The sequence below is a fragment of the Enterobacter sp. PL1 genome, from assembly GCF_945957325.1.
Lineage (GTDB): Bacteria > Pseudomonadota > Gammaproteobacteria > Enterobacterales > Enterobacteriaceae > Enterobacter > Enterobacter roggenkampii.
In genome coordinates this window covers 264,842-284,546 of sequence record NZ_CAMFKT010000002.1, presented here as the reverse complement: position 1 = coordinate 284,546, position 19,705 = coordinate 264,842, and the positions used below count along the sequence as shown (strand labels likewise).

General features: G+C 58.1%; 20 protein-coding genes. 7 read left to right on the top strand and 13 right to left on the bottom strand.

All coding sequences use genetic code 11. The annotated features are described in order from the left end of the window. Positions 1-142 precede the first annotated feature (142 nt). From N6P30_RS03120 to N6P30_RS03110, 3 genes are read left to right on the top strand one after another with little or no spacing between them, the layout of a single operon-like run. Positions 143-613, top strand: a complete 471-nt coding sequence (locus N6P30_RS03120) for a MarR family winged helix-turn-helix transcriptional regulator (RefSeq protein ID WP_008501325.1) — start codon at positions 143-145, stop codon at positions 611-613. Further along, positions 610-1,677 (top strand): HlyD family secretion protein, encoded by a 1,068-nt coding sequence (locus tag N6P30_RS03115; protein WP_085930304.1) that lies wholly within the window; start codon positions 610-612, stop codon positions 1,675-1,677. Before N6P30_RS03120 ends, N6P30_RS03115 begins: the two co-directional genes overlap by 4 nt. Further along, complete coding sequence (locus N6P30_RS03110; protein ID WP_023293361.1) at positions 1,667-2,743, top strand: DUF2955 domain-containing protein; 1,077 nt, start codon at positions 1,667-1,669, stop codon at positions 2,741-2,743. Before N6P30_RS03115 ends, N6P30_RS03110 begins: the two co-directional genes overlap by 11 nt. On the opposite strand, the gene N6P30_RS03105 is transcribed toward N6P30_RS03110, so the two are convergent. After that, the gene (locus tag N6P30_RS03105) at positions 2,740-4,011 is read right to left on the bottom strand and encodes a DUF445 domain-containing protein (protein WP_023293360.1); all 1,272 of its coding nucleotides are present in this window, start codon (positions 4,009-4,011) and stop codon (positions 2,740-2,742) included. The genes N6P30_RS03110 and N6P30_RS03105 overlap by 4 nt on opposite strands. 168 nt (positions 4,012-4,179) lie before the next feature. Here N6P30_RS03105 and N6P30_RS03100 point away from each other — a divergent pair, with 168 nt between their 5' ends. After that, positions 4,180-4,467: a BrnT family toxin gene (locus tag N6P30_RS03100; RefSeq protein WP_025912099.1), complete on the top strand. Its 288-nt coding sequence runs from the start codon at positions 4,180-4,182 to the stop codon at positions 4,465-4,467. Beyond that, positions 4,454-4,756 carry a BrnA antitoxin family protein gene (locus N6P30_RS03095; protein WP_023293359.1) on the top strand — a complete coding sequence of 101 codons (303 nt, stop codon included), beginning with the start codon at positions 4,454-4,456 and terminating at the stop codon, positions 4,754-4,756. The genes N6P30_RS03100 and N6P30_RS03095 overlap by 14 nt, the downstream gene beginning before the upstream one ends. Positions 4,757-4,786: 30 nt before the next feature. Here the strand turns inward: N6P30_RS03095 and N6P30_RS03090 are convergent, their stop codons facing one another. Together N6P30_RS03090 and N6P30_RS03085 are read right to left on the bottom strand one after the other, a co-directional pair. Further along, positions 4,787-5,425 carry a LysE family translocator gene (locus N6P30_RS03090; RefSeq protein ID WP_023293358.1) on the bottom strand — a complete coding sequence of 213 codons (639 nt, stop codon included), beginning with the start codon at positions 5,423-5,425 and terminating at the stop codon, positions 4,787-4,789. A 47-nt stretch (positions 5,426-5,472) separates the two neighbouring features. Then, the gene (locus N6P30_RS03085; RefSeq protein WP_023293357.1) at positions 5,473-6,216 is read right to left on the bottom strand and encodes a helix-turn-helix transcriptional regulator; all 744 of its coding nucleotides are present in this window, start codon (positions 6,214-6,216) and stop codon (positions 5,473-5,475) included. Positions 6,217-6,367: 151 nt separating this feature from the next. Between N6P30_RS03085 and N6P30_RS03080 the strand changes: the two genes are divergently transcribed. Then, entirely contained in the window at positions 6,368-7,738 is a 1,371-nt protein-coding gene (locus tag N6P30_RS03080) for an NAD-dependent succinate-semialdehyde dehydrogenase (RefSeq protein ID WP_023293356.1), read from the top strand. A 44-nt stretch (positions 7,739-7,782) separates the two neighbouring features. On the opposite strand, the gene N6P30_RS03075 is transcribed toward N6P30_RS03080, so the two are convergent. After that, positions 7,783-8,103 carry a hypothetical protein gene (locus N6P30_RS03075; RefSeq protein WP_008501314.1) on the bottom strand — a complete coding sequence of 107 codons (321 nt, stop codon included), beginning with the start codon at positions 8,101-8,103 and terminating at the stop codon, positions 7,783-7,785. Then, the gene (locus N6P30_RS03070; protein ID WP_008501313.1) at positions 8,103-8,648 is read right to left on the bottom strand and encodes a YfaZ family outer membrane protein; all 546 of its coding nucleotides are present in this window, start codon (positions 8,646-8,648) and stop codon (positions 8,103-8,105) included. Before N6P30_RS03070 ends, N6P30_RS03075 begins: the two co-directional genes overlap by 1 nt. A 411-nt stretch (positions 8,649-9,059) precedes the next feature. Here N6P30_RS03070 and N6P30_RS03065 point away from each other — a divergent pair, with 411 nt between their 5' ends. After that, positions 9,060-10,418, top strand: a complete 1,359-nt coding sequence (locus tag N6P30_RS03065) for an esterase-like activity of phytase family protein (RefSeq protein ID WP_023293355.1) — start codon at positions 9,060-9,062, stop codon at positions 10,416-10,418. A 69-nt stretch (positions 10,419-10,487) separates the two neighbouring features. Here the strand turns inward: N6P30_RS03065 and yjiA are convergent, their stop codons facing one another. The 8 genes from yjiA to hpaX form a co-directional block, all read right to left on the bottom strand. Continuing rightward, a complete protein-coding gene (gene yjiA / locus N6P30_RS03060; protein ID WP_023293354.1) occupies positions 10,488-11,441 on the bottom strand; it encodes a GTPase in 954 nt (317 codons plus the stop codon). Positions 11,442-11,451: 10 nt separating this feature from the next. Further along, a complete protein-coding gene (locus tag N6P30_RS03055; protein WP_003856610.1) occupies positions 11,452-11,655 on the bottom strand; it encodes a YbdD/YjiX family protein in 204 nt (67 codons plus the stop codon). A gap of 96 nt (positions 11,656-11,751) precedes the next feature. Next, positions 11,752-13,905, bottom strand: coding sequence for a carbon starvation CstA family protein (locus N6P30_RS03050; RefSeq protein ID WP_023293353.1), 2,154 nt, complete (start codon positions 13,903-13,905; stop codon positions 11,752-11,754). Positions 13,906-14,096: 191 nt separating this feature from the next. Continuing rightward, positions 14,097-15,014: a helix-turn-helix transcriptional regulator gene (locus N6P30_RS03045; protein WP_008501309.1), complete on the bottom strand. Its 918-nt coding sequence runs from the start codon at positions 15,012-15,014 to the stop codon at positions 14,097-14,099. 177 nt (positions 15,015-15,191) lie between these two features. Further along, on the bottom strand, positions 15,192-15,704 hold the full coding sequence (locus N6P30_RS03040) for a 4-hydroxyphenylacetate 3-monooxygenase reductase subunit (RefSeq protein ID WP_021240611.1): 513 nt from the start codon (positions 15,702-15,704) through the stop codon (positions 15,192-15,194). A gap of 17 nt (positions 15,705-15,721) precedes the next feature. After that, a complete protein-coding gene (gene hpaB / locus N6P30_RS03035) occupies positions 15,722-17,284 on the bottom strand; it encodes a 4-hydroxyphenylacetate 3-monooxygenase, oxygenase component (RefSeq protein WP_008501307.1) in 1,563 nt (520 codons plus the stop codon). Between the two features lie 195 nt (positions 17,285-17,479). Then, a complete protein-coding gene (gene hpaA, locus N6P30_RS03030) occupies positions 17,480-18,370 on the bottom strand; it encodes a 4-hydroxyphenylacetate catabolism regulatory protein HpaA (protein WP_008501306.1) in 891 nt (296 codons plus the stop codon). Beyond that, positions 18,342-19,694, bottom strand: a complete 1,353-nt coding sequence (gene hpaX, locus N6P30_RS03025) for a 4-hydroxyphenylacetate permease (protein ID WP_023293352.1) — start codon at positions 19,692-19,694, stop codon at positions 18,342-18,344. Before hpaX ends, hpaA begins: the two co-directional genes overlap by 29 nt. Between the last annotated feature and the right edge of the window lie 11 nt (positions 19,695-19,705).

The window sequence follows — 19,705 nt, the reverse complement described above, 5'->3', positions numbered from 1 at the left end:
CCCCCGGTGGCGCTGCGCTTACCGGGCCTACGCGTACATCGCCTCCAGTAACACCTTTCGCAATTCCTGCGCTTTAACTTCTCGTTTCTTGATAGTTACCCTGATAACTATTATCTTGACCGCGTGTGACGAGAGGTTCCCCATGAGTGAAGAAGAACTGTTCTGCCGCAGGCCGATGGGCATGCGGATGGCGATGATCGTGCGCCAGTGGCGTGCCGTCATCGACGACGCCATTCTCGATACCGGGTTAACCCAGTCGAGCTGGACGGTGATGATGCAGCTTCATCAGCTCGGGGATAACGTCTCAATGAGTGAGCTTGCGGAGGTGCAGGGCATTGAACTGCCGCCGCTGATGCGCACCCTCACACAGCTGGAAAAACAGGGTTACCTGCTGCGCACCACATCGCCTTATGACAAGCGCATCCGGCTTCTGACGCTGACGCCTGAGGGAAAAGCCATATTAAAAAGGCTTACTCAGGTGATTGAGACGTATCAGGCGCGCGTATCGCAAAACATCGCGCCGGAACATCTCGATATTTTCAGCGCCACGTTGAATCAAATCGCCTGCAATTTGCGGACAATCCGCGAAGAAGATAACAAGACCGAAAAATAATGACCCCTGAACAAAAGTTTGCCCGCTGGGTAAGGGTGAGTATTGCCTCTTTCCTGCTGATGTTTGTCTACTTTATCGTCGCGGATATCTGGATCCCGCTTACGCCGGACTCCACCGTGATGCGCGTGGTGACGCCGGTGTCTCCGCGCGTCTCCGGCTACGTGGCGGCGGTACATGTCCATAACAACAGCCAGGTGAAGAAAGGCGATCTGCTGTTTGAACTCGACGACACGCCGTTTCGCAATAAGGTAGAAGCGGCGCAAATCGCGCTCGAGCAGGCTCGCCTGTCTAACGAACAGCTGGATGCGCAGATCGCTGCCGCGCAGGCCAGCCTGAAAACCGCCGTGCTGACCGCGCGTAACGACAAAGTGACCTTTGATCGCTACCAGAAGCTGAGCACCCTGCAGAACGTCTCGCAGGCGGATCTGGATAAGGTTCGCACCACCTGGCAGAGCAGCGAGCAGTCCGTCAGCACGATTCAGGCCAACATCCGGAACCTGCGCATCCAGCGTGGTGAGCGCGAAGAACACCGCAACGTGACGCTGCAAAAATACCGTAACGCGCTGGATGAAGCAGAGCTGAATCTCGGCTGGACGAAGGTCTACGCCCAGGCGGACGGCACGGTCAGTAACCTGCAGCTGAGCCCGGGCTTCTACGCTTCCTCCGGTTCGGCCGCGCTGGCGCTGGTAAACAACCAGACCGATATCGTGGCCGATTTCCGTGAGAAGAGCCTGCGCCATACCCATCAGGGCACCGATGCGGCCGTGGTGTTTGACGCCTTCCCGGGACACGTTTTCCGCGCTCACGTCACCAGCAGCGACGCGGGGATCCTCGCCGGTCAGGAGGCCGTTAATGGCCAGCTCTCCGAGCCGGAGACCTCTAACCGCTGGGTGCGCGATGCCCAGCGCATGCGCATTCACGTCTCGCTGGACGAGCCGCTGCCGAAGCATCTGCCGACCGGCGCCCGCGCGACCGTACAGCTCTATAACAGCGAAGGGCCGTTTGCGCGCTTCTTCTCCGGGATGCAAATCCACCTGGTGAGCCTGCTTCACTATGTCTATTAGCACCCTGGCGCGGGTCTTTACCCCGCACGGTAACATCGTCTATACGGCAAACGACTTTCGCCAGACCCTGCGCATCGTCTTTGCTGGGATGATTGCGCTGAGCATCTCGAGCTTCTACAACACCCGCTACGGCGTGTTTTTCGTGGTCTACCCGATCATGCTGCTGTCGCTGGTGCCGGTGTTTAACCGCCACGTGGCGAAGCAGTTTATCTTCAGCGCATCGCTTAACTGCGTCGAAATGGTGATTATCATCGGCTATCTGTCGCAATGGCCGGCGATCATGACGCTGGTGGTCTTCGCCCTCTACGTGATGCGTTTTCGCTTTATGAGTAAAGGGCCGCTGTTTTTGTTCGGGTCCATGGGCGTGGTGTGCCAGAGCGTGATGCTCAACTTTATGAGCTACCCCACCACCAACTGGCATACGCTTTTGTTCTCGAACATCGAAGCCAGCGTGATGGCGGTATGCCTGAGCGCGCTGATGAACTACCTCCTGCCTGACGTGGAGCCCCGCAAGCCGCCGCCGCTGATTGAGAAAGACGACGCCCGCGTGCGCCACGAGTCGCTGCTCTCCGGCACCGTCGCGACGCTGATATTCGTCGTGTTTCAGATTAGCGACTTAAGCGATTCGCTTTCGGCGCTGATGGCAGGGATTCTGATCCTGTTCCCGATGCACTATCGCGGCGCGGTGATGAGCTCCATCTGGCGCGTGGTCGGCGTGGTGCTGGGCTGCCTCTATATTCTGGTGGTGCAGCTGATCCTCTACGATCACAGCAGCCATATGCTGTTGATGATGCCGCTGATCGGCCTTGGGCTGGCGTTTGGCGCGCGGCTGCACGTAATGGAGAAGGTCGGGGCGGGCGTGGGGTTCTCCAGCATCACCACCATCGGCATTATGTTCGGGCAGAACATGCACCCGGACACCGACCTGGTGTTCAGCGATCTCTATCGCATCACCTCCGTCACCTTTTCGCTGGTGGCGACGCTGACGATGGTCTTTCTGGTGCACCTGATCCTCAACCGCTTCGAGGCGACGCGCTACGTCATCGCGCCGCCCAAAGTAGATTAATGTCCCAGCACGGCAGGCAGCTGCGAGAGTAAAAACAGGATCAGGCCAATCGTCCCGCCCACCAGCGTACCGTTGACGCGGATGAACTGAAGATCTTTTCCGATGTTGAGCTCAATCTGGCGGGACATGTCTTTGGCGTCCCAGCTTTTCACCGTGTCGCTGATGTGGCGCGTTAGGAACGCGGCAAAATCCGGCGCGAGGCGGTGCGCCGCCTGCTCCAGATGCTCGTTCAGAGATGCCCGCAGGCTGGCGTCGTTTGTCAGCGTTTCGCCAAACCACAGCCCGGCGTTGGCGATGCGCTGCTTCACGCGCGAGTCCTCACTCTGCATATCCGCCTTCAGCCACTGGCGCAGGTCGGCCCACATCTCCCCCAGATAGCGGTTAAACGCCTCGTCGTTTTTCAGGTAGTGCTTAATGTTGCCGGCTTTTGCCGCCATCTCCGGATCGTTTTTCAGGTTGTCGATAAGCTTCAGCGTGGCGCGGTCAAACGCCTGGCGGATCTGGTGCGTGCGGTCGTGGCTGATATCGTCCAGCAGCGTGTTGACCGCGTTCGATACCATCTCCGCACTCTGATCGCCCAGCCACTCGGTGGGCAGCACCATTGCCTTGCGCGGGTGTTCGGTCTTCAGCCAGTGGACGATCTGGTCAGAGATAAACTCTCGCGTGCTTTCCCGCTGAATCAGGGTAATCAACCGGTTGATGATGGCGTCCAGCAGCACCTGGTGGCGGTTGTTTTTGGTCATGCTCTCCAGCATCACGGCGCTGGTCTCGGTGAAATCGACCTTGTCGATAGCCTTATGCACCGCGCGTTTGAGCAGGCGCTGAATGCGCCCGTCGTCAGTCAGCTCAAGAAAACCGCTCATCACCTGCATCAGATGCAGCCCGACGCGCTGGGCGTTGTCGGGCTTGCTGAACCAGGCGCCAATCATCTGTGCGGGCTCATAGCGGCGGATCAACGCCACCAGCGACTGGGTATCCAGAAACTTCTCCTGCACGAACTGGCCGAGATTGTCGCCAATCCGGTCTTTATTGCGCGGGATGATCGCCGTATGGCGCGAGATAAAGGGAATCGGCACCCGGCGGAAAAGCGCGACCACCGCAAACCAGTCCGCCAGCGCGCCGACCATCGCCGCCTCGGCAATGGCCTTGACGCCGCGCACCCAGAAGGTCTGCGGCAGGAACAGGGTGGTGATAAAGGCCGCGGCGGCAACCAGCAGCAGCGACAGCGCCAGCAGCTTGGCGCGTTTGAGTTCAGCTATTTTTTCCATGGGTTAAGGATAGAGGGAAGCGGGGGGAAAGTGCAAAGCAGGGAGCGTTATGTCATTCCCGCTTCTGGAACCTGCCTTCCGGAATTAAACACCTTTTTACATATTTGGTTAAATCCTTGCGTAATTTGTATATGCTTTTTTGTATATACAATCAGGGAAGGGTACACTATGCCAACGGAGTATGAGTGGGATAGCAATAAGGCGAAAAGTAACCTGCAAAAACATGGCATACGCTTTGAGGATGCGGTTATGGTTTTCGACGATCCTTATCATTTGTCTGTTCAGGATCGCTATGAGAACGGTGAATTTCGCTGGCAAACCATCGGCCTTGTGCAAGGTCTTCTTGTTATTCTGGTCGCACATACGGTACGTTTTGAAAGCGGAGGAGAAATCATCCGTATCATTAGCGCACGAAAGGCGGACCGCAAAGAGAGGAGCCGTTATGAGCATCGTTAAACATAAACGCGGTAGTGCGCCTGAGGTAAGCGCTCGTCGTGTGGCTGAGCTCAAAGCATTAGCTGAAAAACCAGATGCGGAGATTGATTACAGCGATATTCCTGCCACGGACGATGAACAGTGGTCAGGGGCGGTGCGAGGGAAGTTCTATCGACCACTCAAAACTCAAGCATCTGTACGCATTGACGCCGATGTGATGGAGTGGCTTAAACGGCCTGGGAAAGGTTATCAGACGCGGCTCAATGCCATTTTGCGTGAAGCAATGCTGCGCGATCAAAACAAAAAATAAATAGCGGGCAGCGTTTGGCTGCCCGCTATCTCAGCGTATATTTTCCAGCAGCCGCCACAGCACCCACCCGCCAAACCCCATCAGCACCACCCCCGCCGTGCGCTCTATCAGCCACAGCGCACGGCTGAGCTTCTGCTGGACCGCGGGCAAACCCATCAGCGTCACCAGCGCCAGATCCCACGCCAGCACCACCGTCACCATCCAGACGCCGCACGTTGCCTGCTGAAGCAGCGTCACGTCCGGCCCCAGCAATGCCGTCATCAGCGCCAGATAGAACAGCGCGTTCTTCGGATTAAGCAGCGCCGAGCCGAGCCCCAGCAGGATCTGCTTGCGCAGCGAGGGGCAGCGCTGACGGGGTTCATTCAGCGCCAGTGCCTGCGGTTGGCTTCGTACCAGATGCGAGCCGATCCACAGCAGGTACAGCGCCCCGCAAAGCTCTATCAGCGTAAACAGCCAGGCAAACTGGCGCAGCGCGCTCCAGCCGATAATCACCAGAACAATATAAAGCGCGTTACCCGCGGCGATGCCGACGCACAATCCGGCGCTGCCGCGCAGTCGGTAGCGCGCCGCGTAGCCCACCAGCAGGAAGAAGTCCGGCCCCGGGCTTAACAGGGCGACAAAATGCGCCAGCGCCAGGGCGAGAAAAGCGGAAGGGAAGAACAGTTCCATAGCAACCTCGGTTAACAATCTGAGGTCAGGCTACGGTGATGCCAACGTTATTTATTGTCAGATATTGATCGGCCCGTCGCGTACTGGCGCGGCGTGGCGGCGGTATAGCTGACGAAGGTCTTATGAAAATGGCTCTGGTCGGCAAACCCGCTCTGGTAGCCAACGTCGGCGATGTTGTCCCCGGCACGCAGTCGCGCTTTGGCGAACTCCACGCGGGAGATGTTGAGGAAGCTGCCCGGCGTCAGGCCGGTATCCTGCCGGAAGGTGCGGATCAGCGTCTCCTTGCGCAGCGAGAATCGTTGGGCAAGTTCGTCAAGCGAAGGCGGTGCGGCCAGGTCGGCAAGAAACGCCTGCCGCACGTGCTGGCTGGTTGAGCGAAGCGCGTCGGCGTTTGTCACGCAGCGGGGCAGGGCTGAAAGCAGCGTGTCCACGGATACAGGCGACATCGCCTCAACAATATCCAGGTAGCGCTTAAACAGCGCAGGGTCGCGAATCACCTGTAACGCCAGAGGAATATCGGTGTCGATATAGAGCATATGGTAGCTGCGCGGTTGCCCGGCGACGGGGTTGCAGCTGTGCGGCGCAGAGGCCGGGATCACAATGAGGTCCCCGGGGTTAAGGATGTATTCTTTGTCATGACAAATGCAGCAGGTCTGGCCTTCCATAATCGCGCCGATAGAGAGCTGAGGGTGACTGTGCCGTTTGTACGGCTGCGTGCTCTGCCACGTGCTGCGCAGCTCAAGGCCTGAGGCGCGGTGAAAAGTCTGCCGGATGTGTCGGGTATCGGTCATAAGCACTCCTTCTGGACGTTTTTTATACCACGTCAGCGAACCGTCTTGCAGCGCTTCATTAAGAACCTTCCGGATATACCCAACTTTACGTCCACAGCCAGTCATGTTGACTACCCTTAATACCCTAAGCGGTAAAACAAGGAGATTCGACATGGCTTATCAGACAGTAAATCCTGCCACTAACCAGCTCATCAAAGAATACCCCTCGCATACCGACGCGGATATCGACGCGGCGCTGAAGGCGGCCGATGCGCTTTACCATTCTGACTGGGCGAAAGGCGACATCAGCCAGCGCCTGCCGGTGCTGCATAAGCTTGCCGACCTGATCGACGAGCGCACCGAGGAGCTGGCGAAAATTGCCAGTCAGGAGATGGGTAAGCTCATCGAACAGAGCCGTGGCGAAGTGAAGCTGTGCGCGCAGATCGCCCGCTACTACGCCGACAATGCGAAGCAGTTCCTGGCCCCGGTGAAGTATCAATCCGAACTCGGGGAAGCGTGGGTGGAGCATCACCCCATCGGCGTGCTGATGGCCGTTGAGCCGTGGAACTTCCCGTATTACCAGCTGATGCGCGTCCTGGCACCAAACCTGGCGGCGGGTAACCCCGTTATCGCCAAGCATGCCAGCATCGTGCCGCACTGCGCCGAGACCTTTGCCCACCTGGTGCGCGAGGCGGGGGCGCCGGAAGGCGCATGGACCAACCTGTTTATCTCGTCCGAGCAGGTGGCGAACATCATTGCTGACGATCGCGTGCAGGGTGCAGCGCTGACCGGCTCTGAAAAAGCCGGCAGCGTGGTGGCCGCGCAGGCGGCGAAGCACATCAAGAAATCCACCCTTGAACTGGGCGGTAACGACGTGTTCGTGGTGCTGGACGATGCGGACCTGGACAAAGCCGTCAGGATTGGCGTGAATGCGCGGCTCAACAACGCCGGGCAGGTCTGTACCGCGGCGAAGCGCTTTATCCTGCATGAAAAGATTGCCGACGCCTTCCTGAGCAAATTCACCGAGGCATTTAAACAGGTGAAGATTGGCGATCCGCTCGACGAAAGCACCACGCTGGGGCCGCTGTCGTCGAAAGATGCGCTGGAAACGCTGACCAAACAGGTCAACGAGGCGGTGAAAAACGGCGCGACGCTGCACTATGGCGGCAAGCCGGTGCAGCGTGAGGGGAGCTTCTTCGAACCGACGATCCTGACGAATATCTCGCGCGACAACCCGGCGTACTTTGAAGAGTTTTTCGGCCCGGTGGCGCAGATGTACGTGGTAAAAAACGACGACGAGGCGGTCGCGCTGGCGAACGACTCCCACTACGGCCTGGGTGGGGCGGTATTCAGCCAGAATATCGAGCGCGCGAAAAAAATGGCGTCGCGGATTGAGACCGGGATGGTGTATATCAACTGGCTCACCGATACCGCGCCAGAGCTGCCGTTCGGCGGCGTGAAGCGCTCCGGTTACGGACGCGAGCTGTCGGATCTGGGGATCAAAGAGTTTGTGAACCAGAAGCTGGTGGTGGTGCGTCAGTAAGAGGCCATAAAAAAAACCTGCCAGCCGGCAGGTTTTTTATGGGGTTATTGCACTTCGATCTTGTCCCAGCCGCTTTTGAACATGCAGCTGTCAACCAGCGTATCCCGGCGATATTCATTCGCGTCTTCAACCGTGTAGCTCGTGGAAATATCCTTTTTCTTTTTCGATTTGTCCGTTTTTTCCGAGCTCGAACCGGTCACCACGTTATCCGGGGGAAGATCGATCAGCGCCTGCGCTTCGCATTCCGTGAGCTTTTTATTCATTTCCGCATCGCTGACGCCCGGTTTCACCCATTTGTACTGGACGCAGCCGGTGAGCATCAGCGTGAGGCTCAGAACGCAAAGCGCGGTCATGCGGTGTTTCATCAGAAGGTGACTCCACCGCCTACATATGCGCCGTCAATCAGCGTGTGGCCAGGGCGGCCGTCCTTGCCATCAACGCTCACGTGGCGGTAACCCACTTTCAGGGTCACAGGCGTAATTGGCGTCCAGCTTACGCCGCCGTTGGCTTCCACGTAGTTTTTCACGCTGTTGTTCAGCCCTTCTGGCGCCACGTAGCCTTCACCGTACACGTGGATGCTGTCGGTCAGGGCAACGTTCACACCGCCGCCGATCGGGAACGCCACGCCGTTATCGCCTTTCTTCGGGCCGATGTAAATGGCTTTGGCACCCGCATTCAGCATCACTGGGCCCACTTCCAGGTTGTAGCCTGCGCCCACGCCGCCGGTCTGGGTACCGTCATCGGTGTTTTTAAGCCAGTTGCTTTCGGCATACAGGCCGGATGAGGATTTCCCCATCTCGAGGTTAAGGTTGGTAAAGTTTTTACCCTGCTCAATGCTGCCGCCCATTGCCAGAGCGGAACCCGAGAGGGCGGTCAGAGCAGAAAGAAGAAGGATATTCAGTTTTTTCATGTTTTATGCCTCGTCATTAAATTCATCTGGGGGCACCTTAACAAGCGATGTTTATGACTGCAAATGTGATGAAGGTCGCTGTTTTATGCTGATATTGTTAACTTTTTTATTTGAAATGTTGCATTGATGTTTGATTGTCGAGGTGTCAACGCGTGATGTTTGGACGTTTAGGCACCGTTTAATTTTTTGACTAAACATAAACTGAACGAGGAAGGGATAGTGATTAGAGGTGAATTAATTGGGTTTCTAATAATTTCCAGAGGTATTTCAGATGTCACACAATACAACACAACCTTACATTTCAGGGCAATGAATATACGTTCACCCGCGCACGTCGGTTGCCTTTCTATGTCATTTTTCTGACACGTTTATTCTTTACGTTGTTGGCTTCACTCACTGGACACTAACAATATGAAAAGAAAAATTATTCCTGTGCTTATCGGTTGTGCGCTCTCTTTCTCTGGCCTGGCTGCGCAGCCTACCGCTGAGCGCTATATCGTCAGCTTCCCTGACGGCTCCCATGTGAAATACAGCGGCGCGTTTGCCGATGCGTTCCCGAACGGGCTTCCGGTGGGGATTGGCTCTGGCCTGCTGTTTACGGGCAAGCAGGGCGATGCCCTGACGTTTGCGACCGTGACCGATCGCGGTCCCAACGCCGATGCGCCAAAAATGGGTAAAAACGAAGCCAAAATCTTTGTTACGCCGGATTTCGCGCCGCTCCTGATGACCATCCGCGTCCAGAACGGCAAAGCGGAGGCGGTTGATGCCCGCCCGCTGCATGACGATAAAGGCGAGATTAACGGTCTCCCGCTGCAAAGCGGCGTGATTGGCTCCACCAATGAAGTGGCGTTCAGCGACACCCTCAAGGTCCTGAAAGGTGATAACCGCGGACTGGATACGGAAGGCATCACGCCTGACGGCAAAGGCGGCTACTGGCTGTGCGACGAGTACGGCCCGTTCCTGATTAACGTCGACAGCAAAGGGAAAATCCTCGCGATCCACGGGCCGCAGGCCGCGGAAGGGGAAAAATCCATCGCGGGCGGTCTGCCAAACATCATCAAATGGCGCCAGCCCAACCGGGGCTTTGAAGGCCTGACCCGGATGCCGGACGGACGCATTATCGCCGCCGTGCAAAGCACGCTGGACATCGACGGTAAGAGCAAAAAGCAGGCGCTGTTCACCCGTCTGGTGAGCTTTGACCCGGCGACCGGCAAAACCGCGATGTACGGTTACCCTATCGACAGCGCGGCCTACGACAAAAACAGCGACGCCAAAATCGGCGACATCGTGGCGCTCGATAATCAGCACATCCTGCTGATTGAGCAGGGAAGCGATAAAAACGACGGAATGCGTAACCTGATTTACAAGGTGGATCTCAGCAAGGCGAGCGATCTTTCCGCCTTTGACAAGCCGGGCGAGTACCCGGAGTTTGATGATGAGAAAACCCTGGCGCAGCGCGGCATTACCCTTGCGGCAAAAACGCAGGTGGTCGATCTCCGCGCGCTGGGCTGGCAGCAGGAGAAGGCTGAAGGACTGGCGCTGATCGACAGCAAAACGCTTGCGGTGGCGAACGATAACGACTTTGGCGTGAAGGTCGCGATGCAAAACCCGGTCGAGGGCAAGAAGCTTAAGGATTACCGGGTGAACGCGGAAGGCAAGCTGACGCTGGAGGATAAACCGGTGGAAACCACGCTCAGCGTGAAGCCGCTGAAGAAGCCGGAGTCCGACAGCGAGCTGTGGATTGTGACGCTGCCGGAGGCGGTGAAATAAGTTTACCGCTCACCCCTCTCCCCACAGGGGAGAGGGGGATTGTTCGGAGCGCATAGTTAAGCGGGGAGGCTATTTCTTCAGACTCGCAAACGCCGCCCGAATTTCCTCCTCCGGCAGCTGGATGCCAATAAACACCATCACGCTGTGCGGCGCTTCATCGCCCCACGGTCGGTCCCAGTCGGCGCTGTACAGGCGCTGCACGCCCTGGAACAGCAGGCGGTTCGGCTCGCCGTCAATCCACAGCATCCCTTTGTAGCGCAGCAGCCTGTCGGCAAACGACAGCAGCAGGTTCTCCATCACGCGGGAGACCTCGCTGATGTCCACCGGGTAATCCAGCTCCACCACAATCGACGCCACGTCGTTTTGCTTGTCTCCCATAAAGTGGAAGCGCGGTTTTGTGGTGACGTTCTCTTCCAGCATAAAGCCGTTAGTGTTGAACAGCTGGGACAGGTCGATATCGCCGTGCGTCACCGTATAAATCGGCACGCGGGAGTTGATGCGCGTCAGGCGCTCGCGAAGCTTAACGCTTTCGCCCGCCACGTCGGTTTTGGTCAGCAGGATGCGGTCGGCGTAGCCCACCTGAGACTGGGCGATGGTGAACTGGTTCATCTGATCGTCGGCGTGGACCGCATCGACCAGGGCAATGACGCCGTCTAGCAGGTAGCGCTGGCAAAGGATCTCGTGAGAGAAAAAGGTCTGAATAATCGGGCCGGGGTCGGCCATGCCGGTGCACTCGATCACCAGGCGGTCAAAGTCGATGTCGCCGCGGTCGCGGCTGTCGAGCAGGTCCAGCAGGGCGTCTTCCAGTTCATTAGAGCGGGTGCAGCAGATGCAGCCGTTGGTCAGGGTTTTGATCTGCGTGGCGCGATCGCCAATCAGCTGGTCGTCTACGGAGACTTCACCAAATTCGTTTTCGATGACGGCGATTTTGAAGCCGTGCTGCTCGTTCAGAATATGGCGCAGCAGGGTGGTTTTACCGGCGCCGAGGAAACCGGTCAGCAGGGTAACGGCAATCGGGGTCATGGTCTCTCCTTTAGCAGCAGCGGACGCCGCCTTCTCCACTTCCGCCGTAGCGCGCTTCCTGACGCTCGCGGAAGAATTCGGTGTAGGTCATGTACGGCTTATCCGGATGGTTGGTCTTCATGTGCTCAACGTAGTTGTCATAGTCCGGGATGCCAATCAGCATTTTCGCCGCCTGACCGAGGTATTTTTTTGCTTCGCCTAAGTTACCAAACATAACGTGTCCTAATAAGAAAAAGCCCGGTGGCGGGCAGCGAACCGGGCCTACAGTACCGTTGTAGGGCGGGTCAGCGCAGCGCCGCCCGCCATTGTTTTAGTGGTGTGAAGAGGTCTTCACGCCGCCTTCCGGTACCGGCACGTACGGGGTTTCTTTATCCGTGCGGCCTTCGATGTTGCGCACTTTCATCCAGGTTTTGATGCCGTAGAAGATGATGCTGTACACCACCACCAGGAACAGAATGCTCAGACCCGCGTTGGTGTAGTTGTTCACCACGATATGGTTCATGTTGGCAATCTGCTGCGCGGTTAAATCCGCGCCGCCTGCAGCAATCTTCTCTTTGTACTGGTTAGCCATGAAGAAGAAGCCTTCCAGCTGCGGGTTGGTGCTGAACAGCTTCAGACCCAGCGCCCAGGTGGTGCAGAGCAGCAGCCACAGCGCAGGCACCACGGTGACCCAGATGTATTTGGTACGTTTCATCTTCACGAGGACCACGGTACCCAGCACCAGGGCCACGGCCGCCAGCATCTGGTTAGAGATACCGAACAGCGGCCACAGGCTCTTCACGCCGCCGAGTGGGTCAACCACGCCCTGATACAGCAGGTAACCCCACAGGCCTACGCAGCCCGCGGTGCCGAGTACGCCCGCCACCAGAGAGTCGGTTTTCTTCAGGAACGGCACGAAGTTACCCAGCAGATCCTGCAGCATGAAGCGGCCCGCACGGGTACCGGCATCCAGCGCGGTGAGGATGAACAGCGCTTCGAACAGAATACCGAAGTGGTACCAGAAGCCCATGTCCGCCCACGGCAGCACTTTGTGGAACACGTGTGCGATACCTACCGCCAGCGTCGGTGCACCACCTGCGCGGTTCAGCACGGACGGTTCGCCGATGTCTTTCGCGGTCTGCATGATCTGCTCAGGCGAAATCACAAAGCCCCAGGAGCTGACGGTCGCCGCCGCGTGTGCGCTGGCCTCTTTCAGCTGCGCCATGATCAGCGCGGTATTTTCGCCGCCCATCTCATGCAGGTTAGGCATGGTGATGCCCAGACCCGCTGGTGGCGTGTTCATCGCGAAGTACAGGCCAGGCTCGATAATCGACGCCGCAACCAGCGCCATGATCGCCACGAAGGACTCCATCAGCATTGCGCCGTAACCGATGAAGCGCGCGTCGGTTTCATTGGCCATCAGCTTCGGCGTGGTGCCGGAGGAGATCAGCGCGTGGAAGCCAGACACGGCACCGCAGGCGATAGTGATAAACAGGAACGGGAACAGGGCGCCTTTCCACAGCGGACCGGTACCGTCAATGTACTGGGTTACCGCCGGCATTTTCAGCTCAGGGTTGATGATCACAATCCCGATTGCCAGCCCGACGATCACGCCGATTTTCAGGAAGGTCGCCAGGTAGTCGCGCGGAGCCAGAATCAGCCACACCGGCAGCAGGGCAGAAACGAATGCGTAACCGATCAGCGCGAAGGTGATGGTGGTGTCTTTAAAGGTCAGCGCCGGGCCCCAGTACGGGTCGTGCGCAATCACGCCGCCGAAGTAGATAGAGGCGACCAGCAACACGATACCGATCACCGATACCTCGCCAACGCGGCCAGGGCGCAGGAAGCGCATGTAGATGCCCATGAACAGCGCAATCGGTACGGTAGAGCAGACGGTGAAGACGCCCCACGGACTTTCGGCCAGCGCTTTCACCACGATCAGCGCCAGCACCGCGAGGATGATGATCATGATCAGGAAGCAGCCAAAGAGGGCGATGGTGCCCGGCACGCGGCCCATCTCTTCTTTGATCATCTCACCCAGCGACGAACCGTTACGGCGCGAGGAGATAAACAGCACCATAAAGTCCTGCACCGCCCCCGCCAGCACCACGCCCGCCAGCAGCCAGAGCGTACCCGGAAGGTAGCCCATCTGCGCGGCCAGTACCGGGCCGACCAGCGGGCCAGCGCCTGCGATGGCGGCAAAGTGGTGACCAAACAGCACGTAGCGGTTGGTAGGCACGTAGTTCAGGCCGTCATTGTTAATGACCGCCGGGGTGGCACGCGTCGGGTCGAGCTTCATGACCTTCTGCGCGATGTATAAGCTGTAGTAGCGATAAGCCACAAGGTAGACGGAAACCGACGCGACCACGATCCACAGGGCGCTGACGTGTTCGCCCCGGCGTAATGCGACAACCGCCAGACAGAAAGCACCGAGGATCCCGAGTAAGGCCCAGGGCACGTGCTTCAGTAGTTTTTTAGTATCCATAGTAAGACCTGGTTTTTTATGTAAAGAAAAAAGGGTCAGGGTTCGTTGTGAGGAGGTATTGATTAATGCTGGAGCGATCGTGCCAGATCCCCGCGCGCGTAAAGGACGGTAAATGAATGAGTGGTTGAAAGTGCCGGGTGAGCGGTCAAAGGCGGCGACGAGCGGTTTCGGCGCGCCGCCAGAGGGCGAAATTATGTGATTGAGATCACTTGATTATTCGGGTTGCGCTCTACGGCCAGATAGCTCTCCAGCGTCCTGATGAGTTTCTCCTTCAGCCAGCTCGGTTCCAGGATCTGAATATGGGGGAGCCAGTAGAATAGCAGCGGCAGGATCTGGTTCTCGTGGGCCGCCTGGCAGCGCAGCGTGACGCCGTCCTGCTGCTCCTCCAGCAGCTCCTGTTCCGGCAGAAGATCCCGGCGCAGGAAGTAATGTGAAATATTATCTTTGATGAATATTTTCACCGCGAAAGTATCTTCGGACACCCAGGGATCGAGGCTTTTCTCCAGCAGCTCAAGAACATTTTCTTCGGGAGTGAAGGTCGTTTTCTGAATATCAAACCAGCTAATCTGGCTCAATGAGAAGGATTTCAGCCGGCTATTTTCGGTGGCTTGTAAATACCATATATTTTTTTTGTTAATGAGTTTATAGGGATTAATCAGGCGGGTTTTACCCTTATAAACGATCTGGCAAACATTATGGTTTTTAATCGATTTCTCGATTTTCGTTAAATGACGGCGAATATCGCGTTCTACCGTATGTTCCGCTTCATTGCCAAGAATAAGAATATGGTTTTCGTCTACGCGCGTTTCAAGCTTTTGCCAGAATTCCATATTTCTTTCAGGGAAAAAGCTGTCGGCATTCAGAAAGTTAGCCAGAGTGTGATGCAATCCTTGCCCACCCGGCGATTGTGCGGAATGAATCAGCCGATATAGACCGTTACCGGTATGTTCAACAATGGGCGAGAGGGCATTTAAATCCCGGTAGACGGTGCGTTCGGTAATTTTAAATTTCTCCATTAGCGCACCGCGGTTTACCACACCGTTTAAATGTAGCTCAAGGAGAATATCGACCAGACGTTCAGCCGAGCGGCTCCGCGTCGTTTTAGCCATAAGGTCATCCTGTATATATAGGTATGCGCTGAATGATGCGGGTGCACTGACAGGCGGCGTCAGTATTCAGGCACAGAAAATTTCTCTTATGGGTATATAACGGCGTGATTTAGCGGAAACCTTAGGAGTTTTTGCAGAAAGCGGCGCTGGCCGGAAAAAAGGCCAGCGCGAGGGGGGTCACACGGCGACTTCCGTCTCCAGCATGACCGGGTGGAAGCGGCGCCTGAAGTAGATCAGGCCGTGGCCCGCGTCACTCAGAATGATGTTTTTAATTTCAACCAGATAAACCAGATGCGTGCCGATGGTTTGCACCTGGCTTATTTCGCCTTCAAGGCTGGCCAGCGCGCCCTTGAGTACCGGCTGCGCCAGCGGCCCTTTCTGCCAGCAGGAGAGGGCAAAACGATCCTCCATCGTCATACCGGTCATCCCGGCGAAATGGCGCGCCATGATCTCCTGCTCGTGGTTCAGCACGTTAACGCACAGCCTGCCGTTGCCCTGGAATACCGGGTTCATGGCGCTGTTGGCGTTGATGCATACCATGACCGACGGCGGGGTGTCCGTGACCGAGCAGACGGCGGTGGCGGTGATGCCGCAGCGGCCCGCCTCGCCCTCGGTGGTGACCACGTTAACCGCCGCCGACAGGCTACTCATTGCGTCGCGAAAACGCAGGCGTTGTTCATCTGAATGCATTGCAACCTCCCGCTGCGCTATTTCAGCAGCTTGTCCAGCATGTTGATATCGCTGTTGTTGTGCAGGTGTGGCACCGTCCAGCCGTGTTGGTCGTATTCGGACATACAGCGGTCGACCATCGCCATCATCTTGTCCATATTGCCGGAGCTCTGCGCCTGGCGCAGACACTGCAGGCGAATTTCATCCTGGCTGCCGGAGTAGTTAATTTCGTACAGCTCGTGACGGCCGCCAAACTCGCTGCCGATGGCGTCCCACATCAGCTTCAAAATCTTGATGCGTTCGACGTGGTCCATGCCGTTGGAGCCGCGCACGTATTTCGCCAGATACTGGTCGATCTGCGGGTTGTTCAGATCCCGGGCGCTGGACGGCAGGTAGATCAGCCCGGAGGTGACGTTACGCTCGATGATGTTCTTGATCTTGGCGTAGGCCATCGGGGCCATCACGCGGTAGGTCTGCAGCGCCGCGTGGTCAGGAAGATACGCACCGTTGACCCACGGGGTGGCTTCGGAACACATGGAGTCGCTCAGCGCCCAGAACATGTTGCGCCAGGCCACCACTTCGCCGAGATCCGCCTGCACGCCGCGGAACTCCAGGGTGCCGGTACACTCCAGGGATTTCTTCAGCAGGGCGGTGATGAAGTCGAGCTTCACCGCCAGGCGCACGCAGGCCTGCAGCGGGTACATTCGCGCAAAGCCGCCTTCCATCGTCCAGCGGCGGCAGCGGTCGAAATCGCGGTAGATCAGCACGTTTTCCCACGGGATCAGCACGTGATCCATTACCAGAATGGCGTCGTTCTCGTCAAAGCGGCTGGAGAGCGGGTAGTCGTAAGGGGAGCCGGTTGCGCCTGCCACCATCTCGTAGGAGGCGCGGGAGATCAGCTTCACGCCCTCGGCGTCCATCGGCGCGACGAACATCAGCGCGAAGTCTGGGTTTTCGCCCATCACCTGCGCGGAGCCGAAGCCGATCATGTTGTAGTGGGTCAGGGCGGAGTTGGTGGCCACCACTTTCGCGCCGCTGACGATAATCCCGGCGTCGGTCTCTTTCTCCAGCTTGATGTAGACGTCTTTCACCTCGTCCGCTGGCTTGTGGCGGTCGATCGGCGGGTTGACGATGGCGTGGTTGAAGTACAGGCCGGTTTCCTGAATGCGGGTGTACCAGTTCCGGGCGTTCTGCTCGAACTGGCCGTAGAAGGCCGGGTTGGCGCCCAGCGCGCAGCCGAACGCGGCTTTGTAGTCCGGCGTGCGGCCCATCCAGCCGTAGCTCAGGCGCGACCACTCGGCGATGGCGTCGCGCTGCTGGCGCAGGTCGTCGGCGCTTTTCGCCACGCGGAAGAACTTGTGGGTATAGCCGCCGCTGCCGGTGTCGGTGCCCCAGCACAGCGTGTCCTGCATGTCCGGCTTGTGCAGCGCGTCGTACATCTGCGCGATGGAGGCCGCCGCATTGCGAAACGCCGGATGGGTGGTGACGTCTTTGACGCGCTCGCCGTAGATGTAAATCTCGCGTCCGTCCTGCAGGCTTTTTAAATACTCTTCACCGGTTAACGGGCGTTTGGCATCAGCGCGGAACTCTTCAGGCTTCATAGGGACCTCGTATCGGAATTGTGTTGTTAAATTTATGTTTTGTTTTTGTTGTTTAATTGAAGCCTGAGAGGGGCGTAACGTGAAGGGACGATTGGGACAACGACGGGTACTTTTCGGGTGGGTTGTGGTTTTGTGATCTGTGCGGCTTTTCGGCGGGTGGCGCTGCGCTTACCCGCCCTACGAACCGTGATGCCTTCAGGAAACCGGTACTTTCTGGGCCCGGTATGCGCTCGGCGAGCACCCCACTAAGCGATTAAAAAAGCGGGCGAAATAGGCCGGATCTTTGAACCCCAGCTGCCAGGCAATCTCGCTGACCGTGCTGTCGGAGAAGAGCAGCAGTCGTCGGGCCTCGCGCAGCTGGCGGTCGAAGATCAGCCGTTTTGGCGGCCGGTTGGCGAAGCGGCGACAGATATCGGTCAGGCGGGATTCGGTCAGGTGTAGCTCGCTGGCGTATTCCGGCACCGTCCAGTGCTGGTGGTAGTGGGTGTCGATCAGCTGGGTAAAGCGCTGGAACAGCTTCAGCTCGCCGCGCATGCCGCCTGACGCGTGGTCGTCGAGCTTCGCGTTGCGCAGCAGCAGGGTGAAAACTGCCTGGGCCAGCAGGACCAGCGTATGCTCGCGCCCGGGCAGCTGCTCCGTGGATTCCCGGGCAATCAGCTGCCAGTAGTGCTTCAGCGCCGCCAGCTCGTCCGGCCTGTCGGCAAGCGAAAGGCAGATCCCCGGCAGGCCAAACGCCTCCCGCGTGCCGGGGTAGAGCACCTCAAGCAGCGGCCAGATCAGATCCTCGCGCACCGTCAGCACGTGTCCGTCGCTGTCGGATTCGGTGATAAACGCGTGCGGCACCGACGGCGGCGTGAGGACGAACAGCGGGGCCTGCACCGAATAGCGGTGATCGTCGAGCTGGAGCTCAATCTGCCCGGTATCGAGAAAGTGCATCTGAAAGTACTGGTCGTGACGATGCGCCTGCATGTCGCGGCCAAAAAAGGCCGCCATGCGGGCGAACGACTGGTAGTGCACATCGTCGGTGCCCAGACTTTCGTCGTACTCCTTGCTGATATCAATGTTGGCGATAGGGCTCTGGCACACGATCGTTCCTCTGTTGATCCCGCTGCGTCATCGGGATACGCGTCAGCACCAGCGCGCCGACCACCAGCAGCCCGGCCACAAACCACAGCCCCGAGCTGAAGCTGCCGGTCGCGTCGCGCAGGATCCCAATCAGCAGCGGGCTGACGGCGGAGCCGACGTTGCCGATGGCGTTGATCACCGCCAGCGCCACCGCGCGGGACTGCAGGCTAATCACCCGATCCGGCGTGGTCCAGAATATCGCCATGGCGGTAAACGATCCGGTTGAGGCCATGATGATGCCAAGCAGCTGGATCAGGCTGTGATCGGTCGCGGAGGCCAGCATCCATCCCGCCGCGGCGAACAGGTACGGCAGGATGGTGTGCTTTTTTCGCTCTTTCAGCCTGTCGGAGCGGCGGCTCCACCAGATCATCCCGAGGATGGTGCAGAACTGCGGGATCGCCGCCAGCAGGCCGATGACGATGTTGCTGCTCCCCGTGTTAAAGCTTTGCAGGATTTGCGGGGTCCAGATGTTGATCGCGCTCAGCGTATTGGTCAGGCAGAAGTAGGCCAGCGTGTAGAGCAGCACCGCCGGGGTCAGCACCTCGCGCAGCGTCGAGCGCGGCGTGACGGATTGGGCAATGGCAACCTCCTGCTCGCGGGCGATCATCGTTTTGAGCGCCAGCTTTTCGTCCTCATCCAGCCAGGTGGCCTGATCCGGGGTGTCGTTGAGGTAAAACCAGGTCACCACGCCGAGCACCACCGATGGCAGACCCTCCAGCAGGAACAGCCACTGCCAGCCCTTGAGGTTCCACAGCCCGTCCATCGCCAGAATGTACCCGGAGAGGATTGAGCCGAGCATCATGGTGACCGGCATGGCAATCATAAACAGCGCGTTGGCGCGGGCGCGGTGATAGGCGGGGAACCACCAGGTGAGGTAGACCAGAATCCCCGGCAGGAAGCCCGCTTCGGCAATGCCCACCAGCATGCGCAGGACGTAGAGGGTTTCGGGGCTGGTGGCGAACATGGTGCAGGTGGAGGCAATACCCCACACTACCATGATCCCGGCGATCCAGCGGCGCGCGCCGATCTTCGCCAGCATGATGTTGCTCGGGATCCCGCACAGCACGTAGGTGACGTAAAAGAGCGTCGCGGCCAGGCCAAACATGGTTGAGGTGAGGCCCAGATCTTTGCCCATCGTCAGCCCGGCGAAGCCGATGTTGATGCGATCGAGAAACGAGAAAACAAACAGGATAAAGAGAAAGACGATCAGGCGTCGGAACAGCTTGTGAATGACGCGGTGTTCAACGTCTTTATTATCATGGGCTTGCAGGGTAGAGGTCGTCATGGTGCGCTCCA

Bases quoted from the DNA above. Each gene is read 5' to 3' on its own strand.
- hpaB (WP_008501307.1), bottom strand. From the start codon at position 17,284: ATGAAGCCTGAAGAGTTCCGCGCTGATGCCAAACGCCCGTTAACCGGT.
- N6P30_RS03100 (WP_025912099.1), top strand. From the start codon at position 4,180: ATGCCAACGGAGTATGAGTGGGATAGCAATAAGGCGAAAAGTAACCTG.
- N6P30_RS03070 (WP_008501313.1), bottom strand. From the start codon at position 8,648: ATGAAAAAACTGAATATCCTTCTTCTTTCTGCTCTGACCGCCCTCTCG.
- N6P30_RS03110 (WP_023293361.1), top strand. From the start codon at position 1,667: ATGTCTATTAGCACCCTGGCGCGGGTCTTTACCCCGCACGGTAACATC.
- N6P30_RS03120 (WP_008501325.1), top strand. From the start codon at position 143: ATGAGTGAAGAAGAACTGTTCTGCCGCAGGCCGATGGGCATGCGGATG.
- N6P30_RS03085 (WP_023293357.1), bottom strand. From the start codon at position 6,216: ATGACCGATACCCGACACATCCGGCAGACTTTTCACCGCGCCTCAGGC.
- N6P30_RS03095 (WP_023293359.1), top strand. From the start codon at position 4,454: ATGAGCATCGTTAAACATAAACGCGGTAGTGCGCCTGAGGTAAGCGCT.
- N6P30_RS03065 (WP_023293355.1), top strand. From the start codon at position 9,060: ATGAAAAGAAAAATTATTCCTGTGCTTATCGGTTGTGCGCTCTCTTTC.
- N6P30_RS03075 (WP_008501314.1), bottom strand. From the start codon at position 8,103: ATGAAACACCGCATGACCGCGCTTTGCGTTCTGAGCCTCACGCTGATG.
- N6P30_RS03080 (WP_023293356.1), top strand. From the start codon at position 6,368: ATGGCTTATCAGACAGTAAATCCTGCCACTAACCAGCTCATCAAAGAA.
- N6P30_RS03045 (WP_008501309.1), bottom strand. From the start codon at position 15,014: ATGGCTAAAACGACGCGGAGCCGCTCGGCTGAACGTCTGGTCGATATT.
- N6P30_RS03090 (WP_023293358.1), bottom strand. From the start codon at position 5,425: ATGGAACTGTTCTTCCCTTCCGCTTTTCTCGCCCTGGCGCTGGCGCAT.
- N6P30_RS03105 (WP_023293360.1), bottom strand. From the start codon at position 4,011: ATGGAAAAAATAGCTGAACTCAAACGCGCCAAGCTGCTGGCGCTGTCG.
- N6P30_RS03040 (WP_021240611.1), bottom strand. From the start codon at position 15,704: ATGCATTCAGATGAACAACGCCTGCGTTTTCGCGACGCAATGAGTAGC.
- N6P30_RS03050 (WP_023293353.1), bottom strand. From the start codon at position 13,905: ATGGATACTAAAAAACTACTGAAGCACGTGCCCTGGGCCTTACTCGGG.
- hpaX (WP_023293352.1), bottom strand. From the start codon at position 19,694: ATGACGACCTCTACCCTGCAAGCCCATGATAATAAAGACGTTGAACAC.
- N6P30_RS03055 (WP_003856610.1), bottom strand. From the start codon at position 11,655: ATGTTTGGTAACTTAGGCGAAGCAAAAAAATACCTCGGTCAGGCGGCG.
- yjiA (WP_023293354.1), bottom strand. From the start codon at position 11,441: ATGACCCCGATTGCCGTTACCCTGCTGACCGGTTTCCTCGGCGCCGGT.